This is a genomic window from Kribbella speibonae (assembly GCF_004331375.1).
Taxonomy (GTDB): Bacteria; Actinomycetota; Actinomycetes; order Propionibacteriales; family Kribbellaceae; genus Kribbella; species Kribbella sindirgiensis.
This window is the reverse complement of the sequence record NZ_SJKC01000002.1, coordinates 170,377-194,310: the sequence shown is the minus strand read 5'-3', so window position 1 is coordinate 194,310 and position 23,934 is coordinate 170,377. Positions and strand designations below refer to the sequence as shown.

The 23,934-nt window shown below is 69.8% G+C and carries 27 protein-coding genes; 17 read left to right on the top strand and 10 right to left on the bottom strand.

Annotated elements, in window-relative coordinates; translation table 11 throughout:
- Nucleotides 1-65: 65 nt before the first annotated feature.
- The 3 genes from E0H92_RS14380 to E0H92_RS14370 all read left to right on the top strand — a co-directional run bounded on the left by E0H92_RS14380 (nt 66) and on the right by E0H92_RS14370 (nt 2,664).
- Nucleotides 66-584 carry an NfeD family protein gene (locus E0H92_RS14380; RefSeq protein WP_131462015.1) on the top strand — a complete coding sequence of 173 codons (519 nt, stop codon included), beginning with the start codon at nt 66-68 and terminating at the stop codon, nt 582-584.
- 81 nt (nt 585-665) lie between these two features.
- Nucleotides 666-1,811 carry an SPFH domain-containing protein gene (locus E0H92_RS14375; RefSeq protein ID WP_131496606.1) on the top strand — a complete coding sequence of 382 codons (1,146 nt, stop codon included), beginning with the start codon at nt 666-668 and terminating at the stop codon, nt 1,809-1,811.
- Between the two features lie 106 nt (nt 1,812-1,917).
- The gene (locus tag E0H92_RS14370) at nt 1,918-2,664 is read left to right on the top strand and encodes a sulfite exporter TauE/SafE family protein (protein ID WP_131295536.1); all 747 of its coding nucleotides are present in this window, start codon (nt 1,918-1,920) and stop codon (nt 2,662-2,664) included.
- Nucleotides 2,665-3,011: 347 nt separating this feature from the next.
- Here the strand turns inward: E0H92_RS14370 and E0H92_RS14365 are convergent, their stop codons facing one another.
- A complete protein-coding gene (locus E0H92_RS14365) occupies nt 3,012-3,656 on the bottom strand; it encodes a TetR/AcrR family transcriptional regulator (protein WP_131496605.1) in 645 nt (214 codons plus the stop codon).
- A 50-nt stretch (nt 3,657-3,706) separates the two neighbouring features.
- On the opposite strand from E0H92_RS14365, the gene E0H92_RS14360 reads away from it, so the two are divergent.
- Nucleotides 3,707-4,660 (top strand): quinone oxidoreductase family protein, encoded by a 954-nt coding sequence (locus tag E0H92_RS14360; RefSeq protein ID WP_131496604.1) that lies wholly within the window; start codon nt 3,707-3,709, stop codon nt 4,658-4,660.
- 12 nt (nt 4,661-4,672) lie between these two features.
- Nucleotides 4,673-5,104, top strand: coding sequence for an organic hydroperoxide resistance protein (locus tag E0H92_RS14355; RefSeq protein ID WP_131462012.1), 432 nt, complete (start codon nt 4,673-4,675; stop codon nt 5,102-5,104).
- 1 nt (nt 5,105) lies between these two features.
- Here the strand turns inward: E0H92_RS14355 and E0H92_RS14350 are convergent, their stop codons facing one another.
- The 5 genes from E0H92_RS14350 to E0H92_RS14330 form a co-directional block, all read right to left on the bottom strand.
- Nucleotides 5,106-5,927, bottom strand: coding sequence for a helix-turn-helix domain-containing protein (locus E0H92_RS14350; protein ID WP_131295596.1), 822 nt, complete (start codon nt 5,925-5,927; stop codon nt 5,106-5,108).
- A gap of 46 nt (nt 5,928-5,973) precedes the next feature.
- Nucleotides 5,974-7,104 (bottom strand): flavin-containing monooxygenase, encoded by a 1,131-nt coding sequence (locus E0H92_RS14345; protein ID WP_202873647.1) that lies wholly within the window; start codon nt 7,102-7,104, stop codon nt 5,974-5,976.
- A gap of 72 nt (nt 7,105-7,176) precedes the next feature.
- Nucleotides 7,177-8,745: a helix-turn-helix transcriptional regulator gene (locus tag E0H92_RS14340; RefSeq protein WP_131496603.1), complete on the bottom strand. Its 1,569-nt coding sequence runs from the start codon at nt 8,743-8,745 to the stop codon at nt 7,177-7,179.
- Between the two features lie 37 nt (nt 8,746-8,782).
- Nucleotides 8,783-9,313, bottom strand: a complete 531-nt coding sequence (locus tag E0H92_RS14335) for a YbaK/EbsC family protein (RefSeq protein ID WP_131496602.1) — start codon at nt 9,311-9,313, stop codon at nt 8,783-8,785.
- The gene (locus tag E0H92_RS14330; RefSeq protein WP_131462008.1) at nt 9,310-9,609 is read right to left on the bottom strand and encodes a GNAT family N-acetyltransferase; all 300 of its coding nucleotides are present in this window, start codon (nt 9,607-9,609) and stop codon (nt 9,310-9,312) included. Before E0H92_RS14330 ends, E0H92_RS14335 begins: the two co-directional genes overlap by 4 nt.
- 101 nt (nt 9,610-9,710) lie before the next feature.
- On the opposite strand from E0H92_RS14330, the gene E0H92_RS14325 reads away from it, so the two are divergent.
- Nucleotides 9,711-11,276 (top strand): MFS transporter, encoded by a 1,566-nt coding sequence (locus tag E0H92_RS14325; RefSeq protein WP_165549792.1) that lies wholly within the window; start codon nt 9,711-9,713, stop codon nt 11,274-11,276.
- Here the strand turns inward: E0H92_RS14325 and E0H92_RS14320 are convergent, their stop codons facing one another.
- On the bottom strand, nt 11,277-12,260 hold the full coding sequence (locus E0H92_RS14320; RefSeq protein WP_238173427.1) for an alpha/beta hydrolase: 984 nt from the start codon (nt 12,258-12,260) through the stop codon (nt 11,277-11,279).
- Between the two features lie 96 nt (nt 12,261-12,356).
- Between E0H92_RS14320 and E0H92_RS14315 the strand changes: the two genes are divergently transcribed.
- The 8 genes from E0H92_RS14315 to E0H92_RS14280 are packed head-to-tail and all read left to right on the top strand — an operon-like array spanning nt 12,357 to nt 19,703.
- Nucleotides 12,357-13,352 carry a PucR family transcriptional regulator gene (locus E0H92_RS14315; protein WP_131496601.1) on the top strand — a complete coding sequence of 332 codons (996 nt, stop codon included), beginning with the start codon at nt 12,357-12,359 and terminating at the stop codon, nt 13,350-13,352.
- Nucleotides 13,353-13,356: 4 nt separating this feature from the next.
- Nucleotides 13,357-14,808, top strand: a complete 1,452-nt coding sequence (locus E0H92_RS14310; protein ID WP_131496600.1) for a cobyric acid synthase — start codon at nt 13,357-13,359, stop codon at nt 14,806-14,808.
- Nucleotides 14,805-15,368, top strand: a complete 564-nt coding sequence (locus tag E0H92_RS14305; RefSeq protein ID WP_238173426.1) for a DinB family protein — start codon at nt 14,805-14,807, stop codon at nt 15,366-15,368. The genes E0H92_RS14310 and E0H92_RS14305 overlap by 4 nt, the downstream gene beginning before the upstream one ends.
- Complete coding sequence (gene sigJ / locus E0H92_RS14300; RefSeq protein ID WP_131496599.1) at nt 15,361-16,269, top strand: RNA polymerase sigma factor SigJ; 909 nt, start codon at nt 15,361-15,363, stop codon at nt 16,267-16,269. Before E0H92_RS14305 ends, sigJ begins: the two co-directional genes overlap by 8 nt.
- A 19-nt stretch (nt 16,270-16,288) precedes the next feature.
- On the top strand, nt 16,289-17,005 hold the full coding sequence (locus tag E0H92_RS14295) for an SDR family oxidoreductase (RefSeq protein WP_131462005.1): 717 nt from the start codon (nt 16,289-16,291) through the stop codon (nt 17,003-17,005).
- On the top strand, nt 17,002-17,391 hold the full coding sequence (locus E0H92_RS14290; protein WP_131496598.1) for a hypothetical protein: 390 nt from the start codon (nt 17,002-17,004) through the stop codon (nt 17,389-17,391). Before E0H92_RS14295 ends, E0H92_RS14290 begins: the two co-directional genes overlap by 4 nt.
- Nucleotides 17,392-17,425: 34 nt before the next feature.
- Nucleotides 17,426-18,547: a CaiB/BaiF CoA transferase family protein gene (locus E0H92_RS14285; RefSeq protein WP_131496597.1), complete on the top strand. Its 1,122-nt coding sequence runs from the start codon at nt 17,426-17,428 to the stop codon at nt 18,545-18,547.
- A gap of 13 nt (nt 18,548-18,560) precedes the next feature.
- Entirely contained in the window at nt 18,561-19,703 is a 1,143-nt protein-coding gene (locus tag E0H92_RS14280; RefSeq protein ID WP_131496596.1) for an acyl-CoA dehydrogenase family protein, read from the top strand.
- Between the two features lie 227 nt (nt 19,704-19,930).
- On the opposite strand, the gene E0H92_RS14275 is transcribed toward E0H92_RS14280, so the two are convergent.
- Both E0H92_RS14275 and E0H92_RS14270 read right to left on the bottom strand, forming a co-directional pair.
- Complete coding sequence (locus E0H92_RS14275; RefSeq protein ID WP_131462001.1) at nt 19,931-20,653, bottom strand: GAF and ANTAR domain-containing protein; 723 nt, start codon at nt 20,651-20,653, stop codon at nt 19,931-19,933.
- A complete protein-coding gene (locus tag E0H92_RS14270; RefSeq protein ID WP_165549791.1) occupies nt 20,653-21,360 on the bottom strand; it encodes a GAF and ANTAR domain-containing protein in 708 nt (235 codons plus the stop codon). The genes E0H92_RS14275 and E0H92_RS14270 overlap by 1 nt, the downstream gene beginning before the upstream one ends.
- Nucleotides 21,361-21,621: 261 nt before the next feature.
- Here E0H92_RS14270 and E0H92_RS14265 point away from each other — a divergent pair, with 261 nt between their 5' ends.
- Genes E0H92_RS14265 through E0H92_RS14255 form a run of 3 tightly spaced genes read left to right on the top strand, consistent with a single transcriptional unit; the run spans nt 21,622 to nt 23,197 of the window.
- The gene (locus tag E0H92_RS14265) at nt 21,622-22,218 is read left to right on the top strand and encodes a sulfite oxidase-like oxidoreductase (RefSeq protein WP_131461999.1); all 597 of its coding nucleotides are present in this window, start codon (nt 21,622-21,624) and stop codon (nt 22,216-22,218) included.
- Nucleotides 22,188-22,928: a ferredoxin reductase gene (locus E0H92_RS14260; RefSeq protein ID WP_131496594.1), complete on the top strand. Its 741-nt coding sequence runs from the start codon at nt 22,188-22,190 to the stop codon at nt 22,926-22,928. Before E0H92_RS14265 ends, E0H92_RS14260 begins: the two co-directional genes overlap by 31 nt.
- Complete coding sequence (locus E0H92_RS14255; RefSeq protein ID WP_131496593.1) at nt 22,925-23,197, top strand: DUF6510 family protein; 273 nt, start codon at nt 22,925-22,927, stop codon at nt 23,195-23,197. Before E0H92_RS14260 ends, E0H92_RS14255 begins: the two co-directional genes overlap by 4 nt.
- Here the strand turns inward: E0H92_RS14255 and E0H92_RS14250 are convergent.
- Nucleotides 23,194-23,925, bottom strand: a complete 732-nt coding sequence (locus tag E0H92_RS14250) for a MerR family transcriptional regulator (RefSeq protein ID WP_165549790.1) — start codon at nt 23,923-23,925, stop codon at nt 23,194-23,196. The genes E0H92_RS14255 and E0H92_RS14250 overlap by 4 nt on opposite strands.
- Between the last annotated feature and the right edge of the window lie 9 nt (nt 23,926-23,934).

The window sequence follows — 23,934 nt, the reverse complement described above, 5'->3', positions numbered from 1 at the left end:
TCCCGCAGCGCCCTCGACGCGTCCAACATCTGCTTGAAAGCCCCCGAGGTAGATAGGCTTGGGAAATGATGGACTGGCTGCGGGACAATCTGTGGGCGGCGTGGCTGACGATCGCGGCCGTCCTCGGCCTGGCCGAACTGGCCTCGCTGGACTTCACGTTGCTGATGCTGGCCGCCGGTGCGCTCACCGCCGCCGGTGTCGCGGCGTTCCTTCCCGGGCTGCTGTGGCTGCAGATCGTCGTCGGGTTGATCACCGCCGCCGCGATGCTCGCCGCGATCCGGCCGATGATCGTCCGGAAGATCCATCACGGCCAGGAGCTGAAGACCGGCTCGGCCCACGTGATCGGCAAGTCCGGCGTCGTGGTCAAGGAGATCCACCCCGACGGCGGCGGTTCGATCCGGCTCGGCGGCGAGCTGTGGACGGCCCGCCCGTACGACGAGGTGTCGACGATCGCGCCGGGGACGCGCGTCGAGGTGATGTCGATCGACGGCGCGACCGCGGTCGTGTACCCGGTCAGCGATCCGCTGCACCATCAGCTCGGCACCAGCGAACCGCCGAAACCGCAGGACCCGCCGCAGTCCTGACCGTTGAGTGGTCCCCTACTCGCAGTAGTGTCGGAGGTAGGGCGGCAGACTGCCGGTCCGAGGGTTCGAGTGGAGGGTCGAGTGACCGCGTTCCTCATAGTCCTGGCACTGGTCGCCCTGGTGGTGATCGTGACCTTGGTCAAGTCCGTCCGGGTGGTTCAGCAGCAGACCGTCGGCATCGTCGAACGGTTCGGTAAGTTCAAGACCGGCCTGCAGCCGGGCCTGAACCTGCTGACCCCGTTCGTCGACAAGGTCCGCTACACCATCGACATGCGCGAGCAGGTGGTCGCGTTCCCGCCGCAGGGTGTCATCACCGAGGACAACCTGATGGTGTCGATCGACTCCGTCATCTACTTCCAGGTCAACGACCCGGTGCGCGCGACGTACGAGATCTCCAACTACATCCAGGCCATCGAGCAGCTGACCATGACGACGCTGCGAAACATCATCGGTGGTATGGACCTGGAGCAGACGCTGACCTCGCGTGAGGAGATCAACGAGAAGCTCCGGTACGTGCTGGACGAGGCGACCGGCAAGTGGGGGATCCGCGTCAACCGCGTCGAGCTGCGCTCGATCGACCCGCCGCCGTCGATCCAGGACTCGATGGAGAAGCAGATGCGCGCCGACCGTGACAAGCGCGCCGCGATCCTCACCGCGGAAGGTATGCGGCAGTCGGCCGTCCTGTCCGCCGAGGGCCAGAAGCAGTCCGCGATCCTCACCGCCGAAGGTGACAAGCAGTCCCGCATCCTCCGTGCCGAGGCCGAGCGGCAGGCCCGGATCCTGAAGGCGCAGGGTGAGGCGCAGGCCATCACCACGGTCTTCAACGCGATCCACGCCGGCAAGCCGGACCAGGGTCTGCTCGCGTACCAGTACCTGCAGATGCTGCCGTCGATCGCCCAGGGCGACGCGAACAAGCTGTGGATCGTGCCCAGCGAGATCGGCGACGCGCTCAAGGGTCTCGGCAGCGCGGTCGGCCAGGTGGCCGGGATCGCCCAGCAGGCCGAGGGCAACTGGGAGGCGCCGCAGCTCGACAACGGCCAGGTGCCGGAGATCGACAGCGCCGCACCGGCCGCCGTGGCCGAGGCCGACAACGCGGTCCGCGAGGCGATCGCCGCCGCCGAGTCCGCGGCCGTGAGCACCCGCGGTCAGGCCGCGCCGAGCATGCCCGCGGTCCCGCCGCCGGCCCCCTCCCAGGAGCCGCCGGCGCAGGAACCGCCGCAGCGCTGACATCCCGCACAAGGACCCTCCTGGACACGTTCCAGGAGGGTTCTTGTCTGCTCAATCTCCGGACAGATCTGCAGGGCGGGGGACAGGTGCGTAAAGTCTCTGAGCGATGACATGGTTCGAGGCGGTGTTCGTCCTGCTGGCGGGGATGGGCGCGGGAACGATCAACGCCGTGGTGGGGTCGGGCACGCTGCTCACCTTCCCCGCGTTACTTGCCGTCGGCATCCCTCCGGTGCTGGCGAACGTCAGCAACACGGTCGGTCTGGCTCCCGGTACGGCGGCCGGCGCGATCGGGTACCGCCGCGAGCTCGAAGGGCAGCGCGGCCGGCTGTTCCGTCTGGTGCCGGCGTCACTGGCCGGCGGCATCCTCGGGGGAGTGCTGCTGCTGACGCTGCCCGACTCCGCGTTCCACGCCGTCGTACCGGTTCTGATCCTGCTCGGTTGTGTGCTGGTCGCTTTCCAGCCGTGGCTGTCGAAGTGGATCAGCGTGCCGGCGCATCAGCATCGCGGCGCCTGGTGGGTGATCCCGGCCGTCTTCGCCACCGGTGTGTACGGCGGGTACTTCGGAGCCGCGCAGGGCGTGCTGCTGATGGCGATCCTCGGCCTCGGCCTGGACTCGAACCTGCAGCGGATGAACGGCCTGAAGAACGTTCTCGCCACGGTGGTGAACACCGCCTCCGCGATCCTGTTCGTGATCGTGCACGACATCGACTGGCTCGCGGCCGGCCTGATCGCGGTCGGCTCGACCATCGGCGGTTTCATCGGCGCCCGCTACGGCCGCAAACTCCCGCCGATCGCCCTCCGCGCGCTCATCGTCTGCATAGGCGTGCTGGCCATCGTCACGATGGTGTTCTGAGGAAAGAAGAGATCCAGACCGGCGGCCGGCCCCGGCGCCCGGCCGGAGGCCACGCGTGCTCGGTCGCGGCGAGATCAAGCGGCGCGCAGCCTCATGCGACGGGTGGAGCGGCGAAGCGAGGTTGGGGAGGATTTTCTACCGGATTTGGCACACGATCCTCCCCAAGTCCGGCCGTCCACCCCAGGGCTGGGCCCGACGGCAGGCTTGCACCGCAAACCGCCGGTGCCAAGCAGACTCCAGCCCTGCCGAAACCGCGTCCAAATCCTTTCTTTCCTTCTTTCCTTCCTGTGGACTCATCCGAGACTTCTGAACAGCCCTCAAAGAAGAAAGAAAGAGAAAGAAGAGGGTTACGAGGGTGTTCTGAGGCCCGCGAGCAGCAGGTCGAGGCCGTAGTCGAACTGTTCGTCACCGCCGGTCGTTCGCGCGAGCTCCGGTGCGAGCTCGACGACCGTCGGGAACTCCCGCGCCGACAGCGACTCCATCGTCGTCCGCAGTCGTCGCCACGCCTCCGGGTCCCGCCGCTCGGCCGCCATCTGGATCTCCCACGTCACGGCCCCGAGCACGTAGGTGAACAGGGTGGTGTGCGTCCGCGCCGCCGTCTCCGGGTCGAACCCGGCCGAACGCAGGACGCCGAGCAGGCCCTCGGCGACCCGCGCGGTCTCGTGCCCGGCCAGCGGCCGGCTCGCCAGTAGTTGCGCGAGGCAAGGATGTTGCAGCATCAGGATCCGCAGCGAACCGCACACCGCGCGCACCTGGTCCGGCCACGGCACGTCCCGCGGTACGTCCGGCAGCAGACCCATCAGGTGGTCGCGGACCGCGTCGTACAGCTCGTCCTTGTTGCGGAAGTAGGTGTAGAGCGCCATCGGGCCCACGCCGAGCTCGGCGGCCACGCCGCGCAGGCTGAACTGCTCGGTGCCCTTGGCCTCCATCAGGTCGAGCGCGGTGCGCACGATCAGCTCCGCGCTCAGGGTGTTGCGCGGTGTCCGCCCCATGTGACCCATCTCCCTTCGATGCTCCTAACGTACAGTGTATAGTACGGTGTATGCGAGCCATTCAGATCACCGAGTTCGGTGGACCCGAGGTCCTGAAGATCAGCGATGTTCCGGAGCCGGTGGCCGGCGACGGACAGGTCCTGATCGCGGTCGACCGCGCGGGGATCAACTACGCCGACACCCACCAGGTCGAGAACAGTTACCTGTCCAAGACCGAGCTCCCGCTGATCCCCGGCGGCGAGGTCGTCGGGCGCACCCAGGACGGCCGCCGCGTGGTCGCGCTGGTGGGTTCCGGTGGGTACGCCGAGCAGACCGTCGCGCATGCGCCGTACGCCTGGGATGTTCCGGAAGGCGTCACCGACGGCCAGGCGCTCGCTCTCGTCCTGCAGGGCACTACCGCGTGGCACCTGCTCAAGACGTCGACGCATCTGCAGCCGGGGGAGTCCGTCCTGGTGCACGCCGGTGCCGGCGGTGTCGGTTCGCTCGCGGTCCAGCTCGCGAAGCTCTGGGGCGCCGGCCGCGTGATCGCGACCGCCTCCACGGAGGAGAAGCGCAAGCAGGTCCTCGACCTGGGCGCCGATGCCGCGATCGACGGTACGCCGGAAGGTCTGAAGGACCGCATCCTCGAGGCCAACGGCGGCAAGCCCGTCGACATCGTGCTCGAGATGGTCGGCGGCCAGACGTTCGACGAGTCGTTCGCGGCGCTCGGCCGCTTCGGCCGCCTGGTCACGTTCGGCGCCGCGTCCCGGCAGGCGGCCGCGCCGATCGACTCGAGCCGGTTGATGAAGGGTTCGAAGACGATCGCCGGCTTCTGGCTGGCCGACTGCTTCGCGAACCCGCAGCTGCTCGGCGGTCCGCTGGCCGAGCTGTTCGACCTGACCGCGAGCGGCAAGCTCCGCCCGGTCGTCGGCGGCGAGTACGCGCTGTCCGACGTCGCCTCCGCCCACGAAGACCTGCGAGCCCGCCGGACCGTCGGCAAGCTCGTCCTCGATCCCTCCCACTAGGAAGAAGTCACGATGACTGTCGCAGTAGAGAAGGTTCTGTACACCGCCCACGCGACCGCGCACGGCGGCCGGGACGGCAAGGTGGCCAGCAACGACGGCAAGCTGGACGTCGTCGTCGCGCCGCCGGCCGAGATGGGTGGCACCGGCAACGGCACCAACCCCGAGCAGCTGTTCGCGGCCGGGTACGCGGCCTGCTTCCAGAGCGCGCTCCAGGTGGTGGCCCGCCGGGCCCGCGCCGACGTGAGCGGCTCGACCGTCACCGCCGAGGTCGGCATCGGCCCGATCAACGGCGGCGCCGGCTACGGCCTCGAGGTCGCCCTGGTGGTCAGCCTGCCCGGCCTGGACAATGCTGTCGCCGAGGACCTCGTCGCCAAGGCGCATCAGGTCTGCCCGTACTCCAACGCCACCCGCGGCAACATCAAGGTCGACCTGAAGGTCGCCTGACTCACATCCGCGCGAGGGCCTCTTCCAGGAGGCCCTCGGTGGCGGACACCGGGGCCGCGGAGATCGTCAGCCCTTCCATGATCGCGACGTACTCGTCGACCTCTTCGAGCTTGTCCAGGTAGACCGCGCTCGCCGCGTGCTCGATGTACACGATGTCCGGCAGGTCGCCGTCCGGGAACCGCAGCAGGCTGAACGCGCCGCCGGCGCCCGGGTACCCGACGCTGCTGAACGGCATCACCTGCAGCGTGATGTTCGGCTGCGCCGACCACTTCAGCAGGTGCTCGATCTGCGCCCGCATCACGTCCTCGCCGCCGACCGGCCGGTGCAGCACCGACTCGTCGATGACGACCCACAGCCGGGCCGGGTTCGGCCGGGTGAGGATCTGCTGCCGGGTCACGCGCAGCTCCACCCGCTGGTCGACCTCCTGATGCGGCAGGAACGACTTGCCCATCTGTACGACGGCGCGCGCGTACTCCTCGGTCTGCAGCAGGCCCGGGACGAACATCACCTCGTAGGTCCGGATCAGCGTCGCGGCAACCTCGAGACCGACGTAGTTCGCGAACCAGCTCGGCATCACGTCGCCGTATCGGGACCACCAGCCCGGGTTGTTCGCCGCCCGGGACAGCTCCATCAACCGGTAGCGCTCGTCCTCGTCGGCCATCCCGTACAGCTCGAGCAGGTCGCTGACGTCGCGTTCCTTGAACCCGACCCGGCCGAGCTCCATCCGGCTGACCTTGGACTCCGACGCCCGGATCTGCCAGCCCGCGTCGGCACGACTGATCCCGGCGGATTCACGCATCCGCCGCAACTGCCCACCGAGCATGATCCGCAGCGCCGTAGGCCCACCGTCGCCGCCGCTCACCGTCTGCTCACTCACTCCGACCCACGCCCAGCCACGCACCCATTCCAGCGGGTGATGCTACCGCCTGTCCACAGGTATCGCCCGATGAGTCGTCCGCCGCGCGAGATGTCTGACGAGGAAACGAGCGTCGCGGTCCACCCCCTTGGATGCTCGCGGACGCGATCGCGTACTGGAAATCGAGCCCGAGGAAGTAGAGGCCCGGTACGTCGGCCGACACGCCCCGCACGTGCCGCGGCCGGCCGTCGTCACCGAACACGGGCAGGTCGATCCACCCGTGATCCGGGTCCGACCCGGTCGACCACACCACGGTCCGGACGTCGTCGAGTACGTCGCCGTCCGCGGTCACCGGCCGGCCGTCGCGGACCCCTGCGATCCGCCCGATCCGCCGGATCCCGGCCGCGTCGAGATGCTCGAGCTTGTTGCGGGTGAGCGGCAACCCGGCCTTCTCCGCGTTCGCGATCGCCTTACGGCCCATCGGCGTACGGCGGGTCAGCACGTACTTGAACAGGAACATGACCACCGGCGTGAAGACGTGTCCGGCGGTCGAGTCGATGTCGATCGGCACCTGCCCCGGGTGGCGTCCGGCGAGCAGCGTGCGGTGGGTCTTCACGGCCTCCAGCGCGATATCGGTCCCAGAGTTGGCCGCACCAACGACCAGCACGGTCCCGTCCGCGAACTGCTCCGGATTCCGGTACTCCAGTGAGTGCAGTTGCCGGATCGACGGGTCGAGCTCGCCCGCGAACGACGGCCACCGCGGCACACTGTGCATCCCCGCCGCCACCACGACCTGATCGGCCCGCCAGTCGCCGCCGGTCGTCTCCACCAGGAACCCGTCGTCGTCCCGCGACAACCGGGTCACCCGTACGCCGGTCCGCACCGGCAGCTCGTGATGGACGGCGTACCGCTCCAGGTAGTCGGCCATCTCGTCGCGGTTCGGGCAGTCCCGCGTGCCGATCCGCAACCCCGGGAGGCTCGCGTACCGCGGCCGGCTGAACAGCCTCAGCGAGTCGTACCGCTCGCGCCAGCAGTCGCCGACGCGCTCGTGCCCGTCGAGGATGACGAAGTCCTCGCGCAGGTAGTACCCGATCGCCAGCCCGGCCTGCCCCGCCCCGATCACCACAGTCCCAACCCTGTCCATAACCCTCAAGTTAGGTCGTCAGGGCCCGTCCGCACATCAACCGACCACGCCAACTCCGGTCGACGCGTGTGGTCATTTCTGTCTATTGACGCCGTGCTCCAGCGCCCACACGGTGGCCGCCGATCGGCTCCCCACCCGGAGCTTCCCGAAGATGTTGCTGACGTGCCGCGCGACGGTCCGCTCGCTGAGGAACAGTTCGTTGGCGATCGCGCGGTTGGTCGCGCCGGTCGCGAGTACACGCAGTACTTCCATCTCGCGCGGCGTGAGGCCCGTGCCGTCGAAGGGGCGGGCCAGTTGGTCGAGCGCGGTCAGCTGCTCGACCGCTCCGAGCCGCTCGAAGACGGTCCGGGCACCGTCGAGTTCCATCTGTTCCGCGTCGACGTCACCGAGCTCCCGGCAGGCCCGCGCGACGAGCAGCCGGGTCTGCGCGCCTTCGTACGGCATCTCGAGCCGCTGCCACAGCGTCCAGGCCCGCCGCAGCAACGGGATCGCCCCTTGTGGGTCGTGGCAAGTCACCCGCACGGCGCCTTCGCAGTACGCCGCCAGCGCCTGCAGGTACGGCGAGTCCGCGCGCGCCAACTCGTTCAACTGGGACGCGGCCTTTCGCGCGGCCTCGTGGTCGTTCCAGGTGATCCCGATCTCGACCCGCGCGGCCAGCAGCATCGGCCGGTTGGGTGCGAACGCGTCCTCGGCGAGCGCGCGTTCCAGTCCGGCGACCGCGGCGCCCACCTGCCCCTGGTAGGCGCGGAGCAGCGCCAGACCGGGCTGGACGTCCACCCCGTCGGCCGCGGCCGCGACGTACGCGCGTTCCGCGGAGTCGTACCGCCCGCGCTGCCGCTCGACTTCCGCGAGCCGGTACCACGCCGTCCCGACGGTGCCGGCCGGCAGCCTGCGGCACGCGTCCTCGGCCGCATCGGCCGCGTCGGACCAGGCGCCGCGGAACTGCAGGATCTGGGCGCGGTGCACCAGACAGGCGCCGCGGTACGGGACGAGGCCGGACTGCTCGTCGCACCAGCCGGTCAGCGCCTGCGTCCACTCCTGCGCGCGGCGGATGTCGTACTGGTCCAGGCAGCGCGCGATCACCGAGCAGTACGCCATCCCGGTGACCTCCGGGCCGACGCGGCTCGCGGTCACGTGCACCATCGCCTCGTCGAGCGCCGTGAGTGCCTCGGCGCCGCGGCCGAGCATCGCGAGGCAGTTGCCGCGACCGAGCGCGCCGAGCACGATCGCGTCGGGCTCGGTGGCCCGCCCCATGTTCTGCTCGAACAGGGGCAGCGCGGCGGCAGCGTCACCGGAGTTCATCAGCAACGCCGCGTCGGCCATCGCGACCAGCCCGGCGAGCTCCGGGACGCCGTCCGGCACCAGCCGCCCGATCCGCGCCTGCCAGCCCGCGGCCCGCCCGAGCTCGCCCTGCTTCTGCAGGTGGAACCCGAGCCAGAAGCCGCTCCGGATCGCGGCCACCACGTCGCCGGCCGCGACGTGGCCCGCGTACGCCCGCTCGCGGTACGCCGCGACCTCGTCGTCGTGCCCGAGGACGAAGGCGGCGACCGCGAGCCGGTCGAGGTCCGCTGGCGGCAACGGGGCGCGCCGGTCGGCCGCCGTCAGTTCGGCGTACTCGGCGGGCCAGTCGTGCTGCTCCATCGGGGACTCAGGGCTGCTCAGGGCTGCTCAGGGCTGCTCAGTGCTGGGCGAGATCCAGCACGGTTGCGGTCGGCAACTTCGCCAGCTCGGTGCCGTCGATCAGGATCTTCGAGCCGCGGATCCTGCTGCCGATCACCACCGGCCCGGCCGCAACGACCGCCTCGTCGACCAGCACCGGCCAGTCCGCGGGCAGTCCGATCGGCGTGATCCCGCCGTACTCCATGCCGGTCGAGCCGACCGCGTCTCCCTGCGCGGCGAACGAGATCTTCCGGACGCCGAGGTGCTTGCGGATCACGCCGTTCACGTCGGCGCGGTCGGTGGCCAGCACGAGCACCGCGGCGTACGACGCTTCGCCGCCGCGCTTGCCGAGCACGACGACACAGTTCGCCGAGGCGGCCATCGGTACGTCGTACACCGCGCAGAAGGCCGCGGTGTCGGCCAGCTCCGCGTCGATCCCGGCCGCGTACGCCGGCAGCGCACCGAGCGCGTCCCGAACCGGCGCCGCGAGCAGCTCGGGCACCTCGGCGGCGGGCTTCCATTCGAGCTTGCCCAGCACCGGCCCGGTCACGACTGCGGCGCCTTCACGAGGTCGGCGTATTCGGTGTGCTCCTCGAGGAACGACTGGTAGAACGGGCAGGCCGGGCGCACCTTGAGCCCGGCGTCGCGGGCGTCCTCGAGCGACTTGACGGCGATCGTCCCGGCGACGCCGCGGCCGCGGAAGTCCGGCAGCGTCTCGGCGTGCAGGAAGATGATGACGCCCTCGTGCAGGCGGTAGTCCACGAACCCCATCAGCGTGCCGTCGGCGTCGTGCGCCTCGTACCGGCTGTGCTCCTTCGCGTCCACGACCTCGATCTCGTTCTCCATGCCCGCAACTCTAGGCCCTGCTCACCCAGGGTTTGGAGACCGTCACTCCTGGGGTACCGGCCCCAAGGCTTTCGACAAACCACGGGCCGGGAGGAGCGAGGATGAGCAGCGAGCACGCGTTGGAGCACGGCAAGGCGATACCGAGTCTCGTGCCGGCCCGGATGGACCGGCTGCCCTGGACCAAGTTCCACTGGATGATCGTCGTCGGTCTGGGCGTCTCCTGGATCCTGGACGGTCTGGAGATCCAGCTCGTCTCGCTGGTCGGGAACGTGCTGAAGGAGCCCGGGACCCTGCATCTGACCACCGCCGAGGTCGGTCTGATGGCGTCGGTCTACCTGGGCGGTGAGGTGGTCGGCGCCCTGCTGTTCGGCCGGCTGACCGACCGGCTCGGGCGACGCAGCCTGTTCATCGTCACGCTGCTCGTCTACCTGATCGCCTCCGGCGCGGCCGGCCTGTCCTGGGACCTCGGATCGCTCCTGGTCTTCCGGTTCATCGCCGGGATGGGGATCGGCGGTGAGTACGCCGCGATCAACTCCGCGATCGACGAGCTGATCCCGTCGCGATACCGCGGTCGCGTCGACATCGGCGTCAACGGCACCTACTGGGGCGGCGCGCTGATCGGTTCCGCGGTCGGCCTGGTGTTCCTGAACACCGACATCATCCCGGTCGAGTGGGGCTGGCGGCTGTGCTTCCTGATCGGACCCGTGATGGGCCTGATCATCATCTACCTGCGCCGGCACATCCCGGAGAGCCCGCGCTGGCTGATGACGCACGGCCGGGTCGCGGAGGCCGAGCGGACCGTCGACCGGATCGAGGAGACGGTCCGGCGGCAGGGCGGCGAGCTGCGCGAGGTGCGCGACGACGAGGCGATCGAGGTGGTCGACTACCCGCCGGTGACGTACCGCGAGATCGCCCGGGTGATGCTCCGCGACTACCGCAGCCGGTCGTTCCTCGGCTTCTCGATGATGGTCACCCAGGCGTTCCTCTACAACGCGATCTTCTTCACCTACGCGCTGGTGCTGAAGTCGTACTTCGGCCTGAACGACTCCAGCGTCGCGCTGTACTTCTTCCCGTTCGCGATCGGCAATCTCGCCGGTCCGCTGCTCCTCGGGCACCTGTTCGACACCATCGGCCGCCGGAAGATGATCCTCGGTACGTACACGCTGTCGGCGGTCGTGCTGTTCATCACGGCGTTGCTGTTCAACGCCGGCGCCCTGAACGCCGCGTCGCTGACCGGGCTGTGGTGCGTGGTGTTCTTCTTCGCGTCGGCCGGTGCGTCGTCGGCGTACCTGACGGTGAGCGAGATCTTCCCGATCGAGCTCCGCGGGCAGGCGATCTCGTTCTTCTTCGCGATCTCCCAGCTGACCGGCGGCGTGATCGCGCCGTTCCTGTTCGCCTCGCTGATCGGTGAGGGCGACAACCCGGCGCGCGGGCCGCTGACGGTCGGCTACATCATCGGCGCGGTCGTGATGCTGGCCGGCGGGCTGATCGCGTGGTTCTTCGGTGTGGACGCGGAAGGAAAGTCGCTGGAGGACATCGCGACGCCGCTGTCGTCCCGTAAGGGCGCCACCAGATTCCAGGGCGCCACTCCCGTCGTCCCGAGCACCGATGCCCAGACGCGCAGTACCCGTGACGAACGGGAGTCCGAGCAGCGGCCACCCGACTGATCAGCCGAGTGCCCGGCGGAGGGCGTCCATCCGATCGGAGGCCATCCGCCGGCTGATCGCCGCGTCCTTGACGAGCTCGGAGCCGTGGAAGATCCCGGGGTAGAGGTGGACCTCGGTCCGGACGCCGGCGGCCAGCAGCCCCTGTGCGTAGATCAGCCCCTCGTCGCGCAGCGGGTCGAACTCACAGGTCTGGACGAAGGCGGGCGGCAGCCCGGACAGATCCTCGGCGCGCGCGGGGGCGGCGTACTGCAGCCCCAGGACCTCGGGTGTTCCGGACAGGTAGTACTTCCAGCTCAGCTCGCCCGCCGGACGGTTCCACAGGGGCGTGTCGACGAAGGCCCGCATCGACGCGGTGTCCAGGCGGTCGTCGAGTTCGGGGATCTCGAGCAGCTGGAAACACAGCGGCGGCCCCTGCCGATCCCGGGCGAGCAGAGCCACGGCGGCCGCCAGTCCGCCGCCGGCGCTCTCACCGCCGACCGCGATCCGCGCCGGGTCGACGCCGAGCTCGGCCGCGTTCGCCGCGAGCCAGGTCAGTGCCGCGTAGCAGTCCTCGAGGCCGGCCGGGAACGGGTGCTCCGGCGCCAGCCGGTAGTCGGGAGCCACGACGATCGCATCGCACTCGGCCGCGACGTCCACCGGCGCCTGCTCGAACGTGTCGAGATCGCCCAGCACGAACCCGCCGCCGTGGATGCTGACGTACCCCGCCCGGAGCCCGTCCGGTGTCCCGGGTGGCGTGTAGACCCGGGCGTAGATCTCCGTCCCGTCAGGCCGGGCGATGGTGATCTCGCGGATCTCGAGGCCGTCGGGGACCTGCAGGGGCGGCAGGGCCTTGATCAACTCGCCGGATCGCTCGCGAGTGGCGACGATGTCGGCCAGGTCGATCTCCGGGAGCATCGCCACCCAGGGGAGCAAGTCGGGGTCGATCGGGTAGTGGGTCATGTCGGTGCCTTTCTGCTCGCCGATCGTCCGAGCATGCGTGTCCACCATGGCACGGCACAGCCGCCGGTTGGCGGGTCTCCGGCGGCCGGATTTCCGCCGTACGGCGGACGACGCGGGCGCAACTGCCGGTAGCCTCGATTCATGAAGGGCCTGTTGCTGCGGCTGTCCGGCCTGGACACCGACGCCGAGAGCGCCGTCCGGGTGATCGGGTTCTTCGACGCGCTCGTGACCGGCAAGGCGGATCTCAACACACTCCTTCGGAGTACGGCCGCGCTGGCGGAGTGTCCGGTCGGCATCGACGCGGCGGGTCGGGGACTGGTCCTGCGGGCGGATCCGTCCGGGGCGATCGACGTCGCCGGCCGGCCCCCGGGCGCGCAGACCCGCGCCGCGGGTGACGCCTGCTTCTGGGTGCAGCGTCCGGCCGGTGGACTGGCTCTGGACGAGATGGTGCTCGAGCGCTTCGCCCTGGCCGGGTCGATCCTGCTCGACCGCACGGTCGATGCGCTCCCGGCGGTCGGTGATCCGGCACTGATCGAGCTGGTCGTCTCCGCGTCCGCGGGCATCGCCGAGCGGTCCAGAGCTCTGCATCTCCTGGGCCTCGCCCCGAGCGCTCCGCTTCAGGTCGCGGTCACCACCCACCGCCCGGACGGGCCGTCTGCTCAGGTGGGCGACCAGGTCGTCGTCCTCCTGCCCGCGGGCGGCATGCTGGAGCCGGCGTCCGGCGCTCGTACCGGAGTAGGTCCTGCGGTGCCGGCGATCCACGCGGCGGACTCCTGGCGCGCGGCCCGTACTGCCCTGCGGCTGGCCTCACCGGAGGACCCGATTGTGCACGCCGACGACCTCGGCGGCTTGCTAATTCTGGCAGAGCGTCTGCGCGCGGAGGACATCGAAGCCTCGAGCGACGTGCTCGCCCTGGACCGGATCGCCGCCGAGCCAGGGGGTGACGACCTGCTCGCGATCCTGCGCGCGTACTGCGTCACCGACTCGGTCCGCAAGGCGGCCGCGCTGGTCTACCGGCACCACAGCACCGTCGCGTACCGGCTGGAGCACGCGGCGAGCGTCCTGGGCTTCCGGATCGACAACCCGAACGGCCGGTTCCGCCTCTCGCTGGCGTTGGTGATGCGCGCACTAAGGTAGGCGCGTGGGTTCGCTGCTGATCGCCGGGACGACGTCCGACGCCGGGAAGACGACTGTCGTCACCGGGCTGTGCCGCTGGCTGGCGCGGCAGGGCGTGCGCGTCGCGCCGTACAAGGCGCAGAACATGTCGAACAACTCGATGGTCTGCGCGGACGGCACCGAGATCGGCCGCGCGCAGTGGATCCAGGCCGTTGCCGCCGGCGCCGAGCCCGAGGCCGCGATGAACCCGGTGCTGCTCAAACCGGGCAGCGACCGGCGCAGCCACGTCGTCCTGATGGGCGCGCCGTGGGGCGAGCTGTCCGCCCGCGGTTTCCTGACCGAGCGGGCGGAGCTGGCGAAGGCGGCGTTCGCGGCGTACGACGATCTTGCGTCCAGGTACGACGTGGTGATCAGTGAGGGCGCGGGCAGTCCCGCGGAGATCAACCTGCGGCAGTCGGACTACGTGAACATGGGGCTCGCGCAGCACACCCGAGCCCCGGTCGTCGTGGTCGGCGACATCGACCGCGGGGGAGTGTTCGCGTCGATGTTCGGGACGGTCGCGCTGCTCGACGCCGCCGACCAGGCCCTGATCAGCGGGTTCCTGGTGAACAAGTTCCGCGGTGACGTCTCGCTGCTGCAGCCCGGGATCGACATGCTCGCGTCGGTGACCGGCCGCCCGACGTACGGCGTACTGCCGTGGCTGCCCGAGCTGTGGCTGGACTCCGAGGACGCGCTGGACATCCCGGTACGGCGGACCTCGCCGGACGACCTGCTGACAATCGCGGTGGTGCGCTTCCCGCGGATCAGCAACTTCACCGACCTCGACGCGCTCGCGGTGGAGCCGACGAACAGCGTGTTCTTCACCACGAGCCCGGGAGAGGTCCGCGACGCCGACCTGGTCGTCCTGCCGGGCTCGCGCGCGACCAGTGCCGACCTGGAGTGGCTGCGGTCGCTCGGCCTCGCCGACGCGGTGGCGGCACGGGTCGCGGCGGGGCGTCCGGTGCTCGGCATCTGCGGGGGATACCAGATGCTCGGCGCGACGATCTCCGACCCGCACGGCGTCGAGTCGGGCGGCTCATCGACCGGTCTCGGGCTGTTGCCGGTAGCAACCACGTTCGCCCGGGAGAAGACGCTGGCGCGGCCGGCGGCAACGGCGTACGAGATTCACCACGGCGTCGTCGACATCACCGGTGCCGCCGAGGTGTTCCCGGGCGGCTGCCGCAGCGGCACCACGTGGGGCACGATCTGGCACGGGCTGCTCGACGACGATGCCGCGCGGCACGCGTTCCTCACCGAGGTCGCCGCGCTCACCGGCAAGCCCGCGCCCGACGGCTCGGTCTCGTTCGCGGGCCTGCGCGAGGAACGGCTGGACCGCCTGGCCGACATGATCGACGAGTACGCCGACACCGCCGCGCTCCTGCACCTGATCGAGCACGGCGCACCACCGGTTCCGTTCATCCCACCAGGAGCGCCGTGAAGTCCCACCTGCAGCAGTACCTCCAGGACACCCGTGCGTTGATGCTGGCCAAGCTCGACGGGATCAGTGAGTACGACCGGCGGCGTCCGCTCGTACCGTCCGGGACCAACCTGCTCGGGCTGGTGAAGCATCTGGTCGGCATCGAGTACGTGTACCTCGGGACGAGTGTGGGCCGCCCGCCGGCCGACGTACTGCCGTGGGAAGCGGACGGGTCGGTGTGGCAGGGCGCCGACATGTGGGCGAAGCCGGAGGAGTCGACGGAGTACATCACCGGCCTCTATCGCGAGGCCTGCGCCCACAGCGACCGCTCCATCGCCGAACTCGACCTGGACCACCCGGCCGAGGTGCCGCACTGGGCCGAGGGCCAGCGCGGTACGACGTTCGGCGCGCTACTGGTCCGCGTCGTCGACGAGACCGCGCACCACGCCGGTCACGCGGACATCATCCGCGAACTGATCGACGGCCAGGGCGGCCGGGACGCGGACATGCTCGACGAGGCGGCGTGGACGGAGTTCTACGCGACGATCCAGCGGGCCGCGGAGACGTTCCGGGATGGATGATTTCGAGCGGTTGCGGGGGCGGTTGTTCGGGATCGCGTACCGGATGACGGGCACGGCCACGGATGCCGAGGAGATTCTGCAGGACGCGTGGCTGCGCTGGCAGGACGTCGACGTTTCCTCGGTGCAGAACCCGGACGCGTATCTGGCGAAGGTCGTCACCAACCTGTCGATCAGGCAGCTGACTTCGGCACGGGCGCGGCGGGAGCTGTACGTCGGTCAGTGGCTGCCGGAACCTGTGCTGACCGGGCGGGCCGAGTTCGACGCGCTCGGGCCGTTGGAGGTCGTGGCCGAGCGGGAGTCGGTGTCGTTCGCGTTGTTGCTTCTGCTCGAACGCCTGACGCCGGCCGAGCGCGCGGCGTACGTGCTGCACGAAGCGTTCGCCTACGGGCACCGCGAGGTCGCGGAGCTGATCGGGACCTCGGAGGCGAACGCGCGGCAGCTCGCGTCGCGGGCTCGGAAGCGGATCGCCGACGAGCCGCGCCGGGAGCGCCCGGTCGACCGGGCCGAATGGCGGAAGCTGGTCGAGCGATTTCTGGCGGCAGCCCGGTCCGGGGAGATCGAGGCGCTCGAGCGCGTGCTGGCCGAGGACGTCGTCACCACGGCCGACGGTGGCGGCGAGGTGACCGCCGCGCGGAAGCAGGTCGTCGGCCGCGAGCGGGTGGCCCGCTACGTGATCGGCACCCTGCAGCGGTTCGGCGCCGGGATCGAGCCGTACCTGATCGAGGCGAACGGCGGTCCCGCGCTGGCGGCTGCCCTGCCCGACGGCGTGGTCGCCATCTGCTTCATCGAGACCGGACCCGACGGCCTGACCGACCTCCGGTTCGTGATGAATCCGCACAAGCTCAGCTACGCGATCGGGCAGCTGTCACGAATCGAAGGGCTACCTGATCTGAGCTGGTGACCGAAAGGAAAACCAGCACATGAGCTCCCTACTCGTCACCGGTGGGACCGGCGCACTCGGCCGGCCGACCGTGGCTCGACTCCGCGACGCGGATCACCAGGTCCGCGTGCTCAGCCGGAAGCCCGGACCCGGCCGCGTCGTCGGCGACCTGACCACCGGCGCGGGACTGTCCGCGGCCGTCGACGGTGCGGACGTGGTCGTGCACCTGGCCACGAGCCAGGGACGGCGCGATATCGCGCAGACCCGCAACCTGCTCGAGGCGGCCGCCGGCGTGCGGCACCTGGTGGTGATGTCGATCGCGGGCATCGACCGGATCCCGCTCCCGTACTACCGGCACAAGCTCGAGGTCGAGCGCCTGGTCGCCGAGTCCGGGGTGCCGTACACGATCCAGCGGGCGACCCAGTTCCACACCCTGCTCGACCGGATCTTCAGCCTGAAGCTGCCGGCGCTCTTCGCGCCGGCGGTCGAGCTGCAGCCGATCGCGGTCGAGGAGGTCGCGGTCCGCCTCACCGAGCTCGTCGCCGCGCCCGTCAACGGCCGCGCACCCGACATCGGCGGGCCCGAACGCCGCCCGGTGCCCGAACTCGCCCGCGTCTGGCGAGCGGTCCGCGGGTCACGGCGACCGGTGGTGCCGGTGCGCGTCCCCGGCAAGGTCTTCCGGGCCTTCGCCGACGGTGCGGCGATGGTGGACGGCCCGGCGTACGGGCGGATCACGTTCGCGGACTACCTCCGATGAGGGGCTATGTCCGCGGGGTGCTGATCGCGTTCGCCGCGTTCGAACTGGTGCTGGGCGTGTGGCTGACGTTCACGCCCAGGACGTTCTACGACCACGTCCCGACCGTCGACTGGGATCCGCCGTACAACGACCATCTGTTCCACGACCTCGGCGGCACGTCGCTCGGGCTCGGGATCGTCCTGGTCGCTGCCGCGGTGCGCTTCGACCGCTTCCTCGTGCGCGTGGCGCTGCTGGCGTATCTGGCGTTCACGGTGTCGCACCTGGTGTTCCACCTCGGCCATCTGCACGGCGACGAGCCCGGTTGGTCGGTGGTGCTGAGCGGGTTCGTGGTTCTGATGGTGGTGCTGCCGCTGACCGCGCTGGCGGGGACGCGCAGAATGACTTGACGACTGTGACAGTAGAACTGTCACAATAGCGCCCATGGGTCCACTGGAGGGCGTGAAGGTCGTCGAGCTGGCCGGCCTCGGTCCGGCGCCGTTCGCGTGCATGATGCTCGCCGAGCTCGGTGCCGAGGTGCTGCGGATCGATCGTCCCGGCGGCGGGATGTCGATGGGCCCGCCCGAGCTCGATCTGGTCAACCGCGGTCGTCGGAGCGCGGCCCTGGACCTGAAGCAGCCGGCCGCGATCGACGTCGTACGGCGGCTGGTCGCGCAGGCCGACGTACTGGTCGAAGGGTTCCGGCCCGGGGTGGCCGAGCGGCTCGGGCTGGGGCCTGCGGACTGTCACGGGATCAACCCGCGGCTGGTGTACGGGCGGATGACCGGGTGGGGGCAGGACGGGCCGCTCGCGCAAGCGGCCGGGCACGACATCGACTACCTCGCGGTGTCCGGCGCGCTGCATCTCATCGGGCGCGCCGGCGGGCCGCCGCAGGTACCGGCGAACCTGCTCGGTGACTTCGCGGGCGGATCGCTGTACCTCGTCATCGGTGTACTCGCTGCGCTGCACGAGGCGCAGCGCAGCGGACAGGGACAGGTCGTGGACGCGGCGATCGTGGACGGCTCGGCGCACCTGACCACGATGCTGCTCGGTGCGCTCGCTGCCGGGTCCTGGCGGCAGGAGCGGGGGACGAACCTGCTCGACACCGGCGCGCCGTTCTACGACGTGTACGAGACCGCGGACGGCAAGCATGTGGCGGTCGGGGCGCTGGAGCCGCAGTTCTACGCCGAGCTGATCGGCAAACTCGGCCTGGACGCGCCGGACCGCAACGATCCTGCGAACTGGCCGACCCTCCGCAAGCAGCTCGCCGAGACCTTCCGGCAGCGGACCCAAGAGGAGTGGACCGAACTCTTCGACGGCTCCGATGCGTGTGTGGCGCCCGTGCTGCCGCTCGCCGGTGACCACCCGCATCTTGTTGCCCGAGGCATCTTTGTGGACCGTGACGGCGTCCGGCAGGCGGCCCCCGCGCCGCGCTTCGACCGGACGCCGACCAGCCTGGACCGGCCGCCCGCGCGGCCGGGGGAGCACACCCGGGAAGCTCTGGCCGACTGGGGAATCACCGCTATCGACGACCTGCTGCAGTCCGGCGCAGCCGTGCAGAACTGAGAGGAACCCGCCTGTGGAACGTCAGTTGTTCGACGCCGATCACGACGCCTTCCGGGAGACCGTCCGGTCGTTCTGCGACAAGGAGATCGTCCCGCACCACGACAGTTGGGAGGACGCCGGGATCGTCCCGCGCGAGCTCTGGACCGCGGCCGGCCAGACGGGTCTGCTCGGCTTCATGATGCCGGAGCAGTACGGCGGGGGCGGCGCGCGCGACTTCCGGTTCAACACCGTGCTGATCGAGGAGCTGACCCGGGTACGCGCGAGCGGGGTCGGTTTCACCATCCATACCGACATCAATTCGGCGTATCTGCTGGACTACGCGACCGAGGAGCAGAAGGCGCGCTGGCTGCCGGCGTTCTGTTCGGGGGAGACGATCACCGCGATCGCGATGACCGAGCCCGGGGCGGGCAGCGACCTGCAGGGGATCCAGACCACCGCGCGGCGCGACGGCGACCACTACGTGCTGAACGGGCAGAAGACGTTCATCTCGAACGGAATCCTCGCCGACCTGGTGATTGTCGTGGCGAAGACCGATCCGGATGCGGGTGCGCAGGGGATCTCGCTGATCGTGGTCGAGCGCGGCATGCCCGGGTTCGAGCGCGGCCGGAACCTGGACAAGATCGGCCTCAAGGCGCAGGACACCGCGGAGCTGTTCTTCGACGACGTCCGGGTCCCTGTGGACAACCTGCTCGGCGAAGAGGGCAAGGGCTTCGTTTACCTGATGGAGAAGCTGCCGCAGGAGCGGCTGACGATCGCGGTGGTCGCGGCCGCCGCGTGCGAGAACATCCTCGACGACACGCTGCGGTACGTGAAGGACCGCAAGGCGTTCGGCCGCCCGATCGGTTCGTTCCAGAACAGCCGCTTCGTCCTCGCGGAGCTCGCCACCGAGACCCAGATCGCCCGGGTGTTCGTCGACCGCTGCATCCAGGAGTTGAACGCCGGCACCCTGACCGTCGCGGAGGCCGCGATGGCGAAGTGGTGGACCACCGAGCTGCAGAAGAAGGTCGTCGACCGGTGCCTGCAACTGCACGGCGGCTACGGCTTCATGACCGAGTACCCGATCGCCAAGGCCTACCTGGACACCCGCATCCAGACCATCTACGGCGGCACCACCGAGATCATGAAGGAAATCATCGGACGAACGATGGGCATCTAGACGCAGGGGAACCGTCGCTCGGTGCGCACGCGGGTGGCGCCGTTGCGACGGGTCCTGCGCCTGATCACCAGCCGGGGCGGTGCGAGCGACCTTTGCTGGGTATCACCGTGTGCCGTGCACAACCCCTCCCAGCGGCGCGGCACACCGGGCGCCGGGATCTGGGGCGTGCCCGAACAGGCTCGATCAGCCTAGCCCGTCAGGCCGCAGGGCACCACGGCTCGTGAGATCTACTCCGCGGGACGGGTGAGCGTGAGCCTACCCTGGATGACGTCGTCGGCGACGTCGGTGAGACGGCGGTTGTGGGCACGGGCATACGAACGCATCAAGGCGAACGCCGCGTCGACGGTGAGGTCGAGGCTGTGGCTGAGGAATCCCTTCGCCTGCTCGATCAGGATCCGGCTGTTCAGCGCGTTCTGGAGCTGCTCCGTCACGATCTCCTGACGGACCAGCGCTCGCTGGTGCACGATGCCGATCGTCGCCGCGTCGGCCAGTGCCTGCCCCAGGACCACAGTGTCGGCGTCGAGTTCTCCGGTGGTTCGGCTCAACAGGTTCACCGCCCCGAGCACGGAGTCGCGCAGCCGCATCGGCAGCGCCTGGACCGAGAGGTAGCCGGCGCCGAGGGCGGTCGCGGTGAAGCGCGGCCAGCGGGCGCGGGCGGTCCGCAGGTCCGGATGCTGCACCGCGTGGCCGATCCTGAACGCGTCGAGGCACGGCCCTTCGAGATTCTGCAGCTGGGTCAGTTCGACCAGTCGTGCCTGCTCGCTGGAGGCCGCGACCAGGTTCAGGACGCCGTGGTGATCGGCGAGCAGGATGCCGCACGCGGACACCCCCAGCAACTCGCTGCAGCGGTCGGCGAGCCGGTCCAGGAACTCGATGATGTCGAAGTCGTCGACGAGCGTGTCCGACAGTTCGATGAACACCTCGCGCACTCTACGGTCAGACGCGGTCATCAGTCCTCCTCCTGTTCCTTCTCGAAATCTTCGGGGTCTGTCGCGGCCGGGCCACCGCCCGGCGGGTCGCCCCCGGGAGCGACATCCTGGTCCAGTTGCAGACGGCCCTCCATGACGTCGGTGGCGACATGGTGCAGCGAGACTCCGTCGGTGTAGGCGTGGGCCCGCAGGCGGGCGAGCGCGTCGGTGACACTGATGCCGTGCTGGGAGGCGAGGCGGCCGGCGGCCTGGTGGACCTCGGCCCGCCGGGCCGTGAACGCGATCTCGATCACCTCGTCCAGATCCGCGCTGACGCCCTGGCGATGATCCAGGGCGAGCACGAAGATGGCGTCCGCGAACACCAGTGCGTCCAGCACCTGACTGTCGCGCAGCGAACCGGGCTCTTTCCGGTATACGGTCAGGATCCCGATCTTGGCGGCGCCGGCGGCGACCGGGAAAGCGAAGGCGCCGCGCACACCGCGATCGGCCCCGGCCGCAGCGAAGGCCGGCCATCGCCGTCCCGCCTCGACACCGGCGAGGTCTGCCTCGAACACCGGCGTACCGGCAGCGACCGCGTCACCGCTCGGACCTTCGCCCAGCTCGAACTGCAGCTCGTCCAGCTCACCCATCTCCGGGGCCGTGGACAGCAGCGGTTCGAGCAGATCGCCGTTGCGCGTCATCGCGAGACCGGCACCCGTCGCGGACAGCGCCTGCACGCAAGCCGACACGGCATGTTGCAGCGACGGAGCAGTTCCATCGCCATCAGCAACAGCCCTGATCGCTCCCCACACTCTGGCGCTGCGGTCGTGGTCCACCCAGTCCGTCCATTGTCGAACCGCCGCTGGGCGGATAGTCCACTCTAGCGGCCGGATCGTCGCTGTGTTGCTCATTGCGTCGCGCCACCAACAGTCGTCTGCTCACTGCCCGGCACACTCCCGTTGCCCAGGTCAGGCGTGATTGACTGCCTCGAGGAGTCGAGGGAGGTCGTTATGGGCATCGTATCGCCCGGCTTCGCCGGTCGTCGGCGGGGCGGAACGGATCTGCCGCCCGGGCAGTACCTGACGCACGAGTTTCCGGTGCTGTCGGCGGGACCGACGCCGCACATCCTGACTGACCACTGGGAGTTCACGGTCACCACGGAGAGCGGCGAGAAGTACAAGTGGGACTGGGCGGCGCTGATGGCGCTGCCGTCCGAGGAGATCACCAAGGACATCCATTGTGTGACCCGGTGGTCCAAACTGCAGACGACGTGGAAGGGCGTCTCGCTCGACACGCTGCTCGCGGACGTCGAGACCGGGGCGGACTTCGCGATGGCGCACAGTTACGGCGGTTACACCACCAACGTGCCGCTCGACGACCTCCTCGACGGGCAGTCGTGGATCGCCTACGAGTACGACGGCGAGCCGCTGGATCCCGAGCACGGCGGACCGGCCCGGCTGCTCGTCCCGCACCTGTACTTCTGGAAGAGCGCCAAGTGGGTCCGCGGCCTGGTGCTGTCCGACACCGAGGACCTCGGCTTCTGGGAGACCGCCGGCTATCACGAGTACGGAGACCCATGGAAAGAACAGCGATACGCCGGCGACTGATGTGGCAGGTCGCCACAGTGGCCGACGTACGGCGTGAGACCGAGACGGCTCGCACGATCGTGCTCGACGTACCGGACTGGCCGGGGCATCTCGCGGGGCAGCATCTCGACGTACGGCTGACCGCGGAGGACGGGTACCGGGCGTCGCGGTCCTACTCGATCGCGTCCGCCTGGTCGGAGTCGTCTGCGAACACGATCGAGCTCACGGTCGAGCAGGTGCCGGGCGGTGAGGTGTCGCCGTACCTCGTCGACGTGCTGAAGGCCGGGGATCCGCTGGAGATCCGCGGGCCGGTCGGCGGGTGGTTCGTGTGGAAGCCCGAGCAGGAAGGGCCGGTGCAGCTGATCGGCGGGGGATCGGGGGTCGTGCCGTTGCGGGCGATGCTGCGCGCGCACGCCGACGCCGGTACGACGCCGGTTCGGTTGCTGTACTCCGTACGGCGGCCGGAGTCGGTGATCTACGTCAGCGATCTGAAGGAACTGGCCGCGTCGGACGATGTCGACGTACGGCTCGTGTACACGCGGGAGGCCCCGGCCGGGGAGCCGCGGGTCGGGCGGATCGACGCGGACCTGATCGAGCAGTACGTGTTCAAGCCCGAGGACGGCGCGACGACGTACGTGTGCGGACCGACGCCGTTCGTGGAGACGGTGGCGGACCTGCTGGTCGCGGCCGGCCATGACCCGGCCCGTGTCAGAACGGAGCGTTTCGGATGACTCAAGCCAACTACCTCGACGGCAATGCGGCGGCAGGCGCGTTGAGCGAGTTCTTCGCCGTCGACATCACTGCCGCGGTCGGGCAGTGCAACGGCTGCGGCCGGACCGGCGTGTTCGCCGAGGCACGTCTGTACGTCGACGCGCCAGGTCTTGTCGCCCGCTGCGCCGGTTGCGACGACGTGCTGCTGCGCGTCGTCACCACGCCGAGCGACACGTACCTGGATCTCCGCGGTCTGACCTACCTCCGCGTCTCCAACTCCCCGGGCTAGCGGGGTTTGTGCTGGGTCCGGCGGATGGTGTCGCGCTGGGTTTCGCCCACGGCTCGTTCGTACGCCAGGACGAGGCCTTGGATGGTGACCGGCTTGAAGCGTTCGACCAGTTGCTGGATGTGTTCCGGAGGGCCGCCCGAGTCGCGGTAGTGCGGCCAGACCTTGGTGCGGAAGACCTCGGTCAGCTCCTCCGCGATCGCGCGGCCGTGCTCGGTGAAGATCCGGCCGGCGTCCAGGACCGCCTCGACCGGGAGGTCCAGGTCGAGCAGTTCGACGCCGAGACTCAGATGCGCGGTCGCGACCTGGAACACGTCCTCGTCCGGCGTCGGCTCGACCACCCCGAGCGCCACCAGCATCTCGATGTCGTCGTCGCTCAGCTCCCGGCCGGTACGCCGTACCAGCGCCGCCCGATCGAGTGTTTCCGGGAGATCGCGCATCCACGGCGTCAGCAGCGTCCGGTGCAGCGCGATGTCCTGCGGTGTCGCGTCGGTGGGGATCCGGTCGAGGTACCCCTCGATCGCCTGCAGGGTGAACCCGTGCGCCTGCAGCTCCCGCACCAGATCGAGGCGCGCGATGTGCTCCGGCCCGTAGTACCCGACCCGCCCGCGCCGGATCGGCGGTGGTATCAACCCGCGCCCCGCATAGAACCGCAACGTGCGCACCGTCATCCCGACCCGGGTCGACAGCTCGTCGACCGTCAATGTCGCGTCCCCCGCCACTTCCGACATGGCGGAGAT

Coding starts and splice junctions, on each gene's coding strand:
- E0H92_RS14370 (WP_131295536.1), top strand. CDS start 1,918: ATGACATGGTTCGAGGCGGTGTTCGTCCTGCTGGCGGGGATGGGCGCG.
- E0H92_RS14295 (WP_131462005.1), top strand. CDS start 16,289: ATGAGCTCCCTACTCGTCACCGGTGGGACCGGCGCACTCGGCCGGCCG.
- E0H92_RS14290 (WP_131496598.1), top strand. CDS start 17,002: ATGAGGGGCTATGTCCGCGGGGTGCTGATCGCGTTCGCCGCGTTCGAA.
- E0H92_RS14325 (WP_165549792.1), top strand. CDS start 9,711: ATGAGCAGCGAGCACGCGTTGGAGCACGGCAAGGCGATACCGAGTCTC.
- E0H92_RS14350 (WP_131295596.1), bottom strand. CDS start 5,927: ATGCTCGGTGGGCAGTTGCGGCGGATGCGTGAATCCGCCGGGATCAGT.
- E0H92_RS14365 (WP_131496605.1), bottom strand. CDS start 3,656: ATGGGGCGGACACCGCGCAACACCCTGAGCGCGGAGCTGATCGTGCGC.
- E0H92_RS14260 (WP_131496594.1), top strand. CDS start 22,188: ATGGAAAGAACAGCGATACGCCGGCGACTGATGTGGCAGGTCGCCACA.
- E0H92_RS14340 (WP_131496603.1), bottom strand. CDS start 8,745: ATGGAGCAGCACGACTGGCCCGCCGAGTACGCCGAACTGACGGCGGCC.
- E0H92_RS14265 (WP_131461999.1), top strand. CDS start 21,622: ATGGGCATCGTATCGCCCGGCTTCGCCGGTCGTCGGCGGGGCGGAACG.
- sigJ (WP_131496599.1), top strand. CDS start 15,361: ATGGATGATTTCGAGCGGTTGCGGGGGCGGTTGTTCGGGATCGCGTAC.
- E0H92_RS14380 (WP_131462015.1), top strand. CDS start 66: ATGATGGACTGGCTGCGGGACAATCTGTGGGCGGCGTGGCTGACGATC.
- E0H92_RS14315 (WP_131496601.1), top strand. CDS start 12,357: ATGAAGGGCCTGTTGCTGCGGCTGTCCGGCCTGGACACCGACGCCGAG.
- E0H92_RS14275 (WP_131462001.1), bottom strand. CDS start 20,653: ATGACCGCGTCTGACCGTAGAGTGCGCGAGGTGTTCATCGAACTGTCG.
- E0H92_RS14285 (WP_131496597.1), top strand. CDS start 17,426: ATGGGTCCACTGGAGGGCGTGAAGGTCGTCGAGCTGGCCGGCCTCGGT.
- E0H92_RS14250 (WP_165549790.1), bottom strand. CDS start 23,925: ATGTCGGAAGTGGCGGGGGACGCGACATTGACGGTCGACGAGCTGTCG.
- E0H92_RS14355 (WP_131462012.1), top strand. CDS start 4,673: ATGACTGTCGCAGTAGAGAAGGTTCTGTACACCGCCCACGCGACCGCG.
- E0H92_RS14330 (WP_131462008.1), bottom strand. CDS start 9,609: ATGGAGAACGAGATCGAGGTCGTGGACGCGAAGGAGCACAGCCGGTAC.
- E0H92_RS14255 (WP_131496593.1), top strand. CDS start 22,925: ATGACTCAAGCCAACTACCTCGACGGCAATGCGGCGGCAGGCGCGTTG.
- E0H92_RS14360 (WP_131496604.1), top strand. CDS start 3,707: ATGCGAGCCATTCAGATCACCGAGTTCGGTGGACCCGAGGTCCTGAAG.
- E0H92_RS14345 (WP_202873647.1), bottom strand. CDS start 7,104: ATGGACAGGGTTGGGACTGTGGTGATCGGGGCGGGGCAGGCCGGGCTG.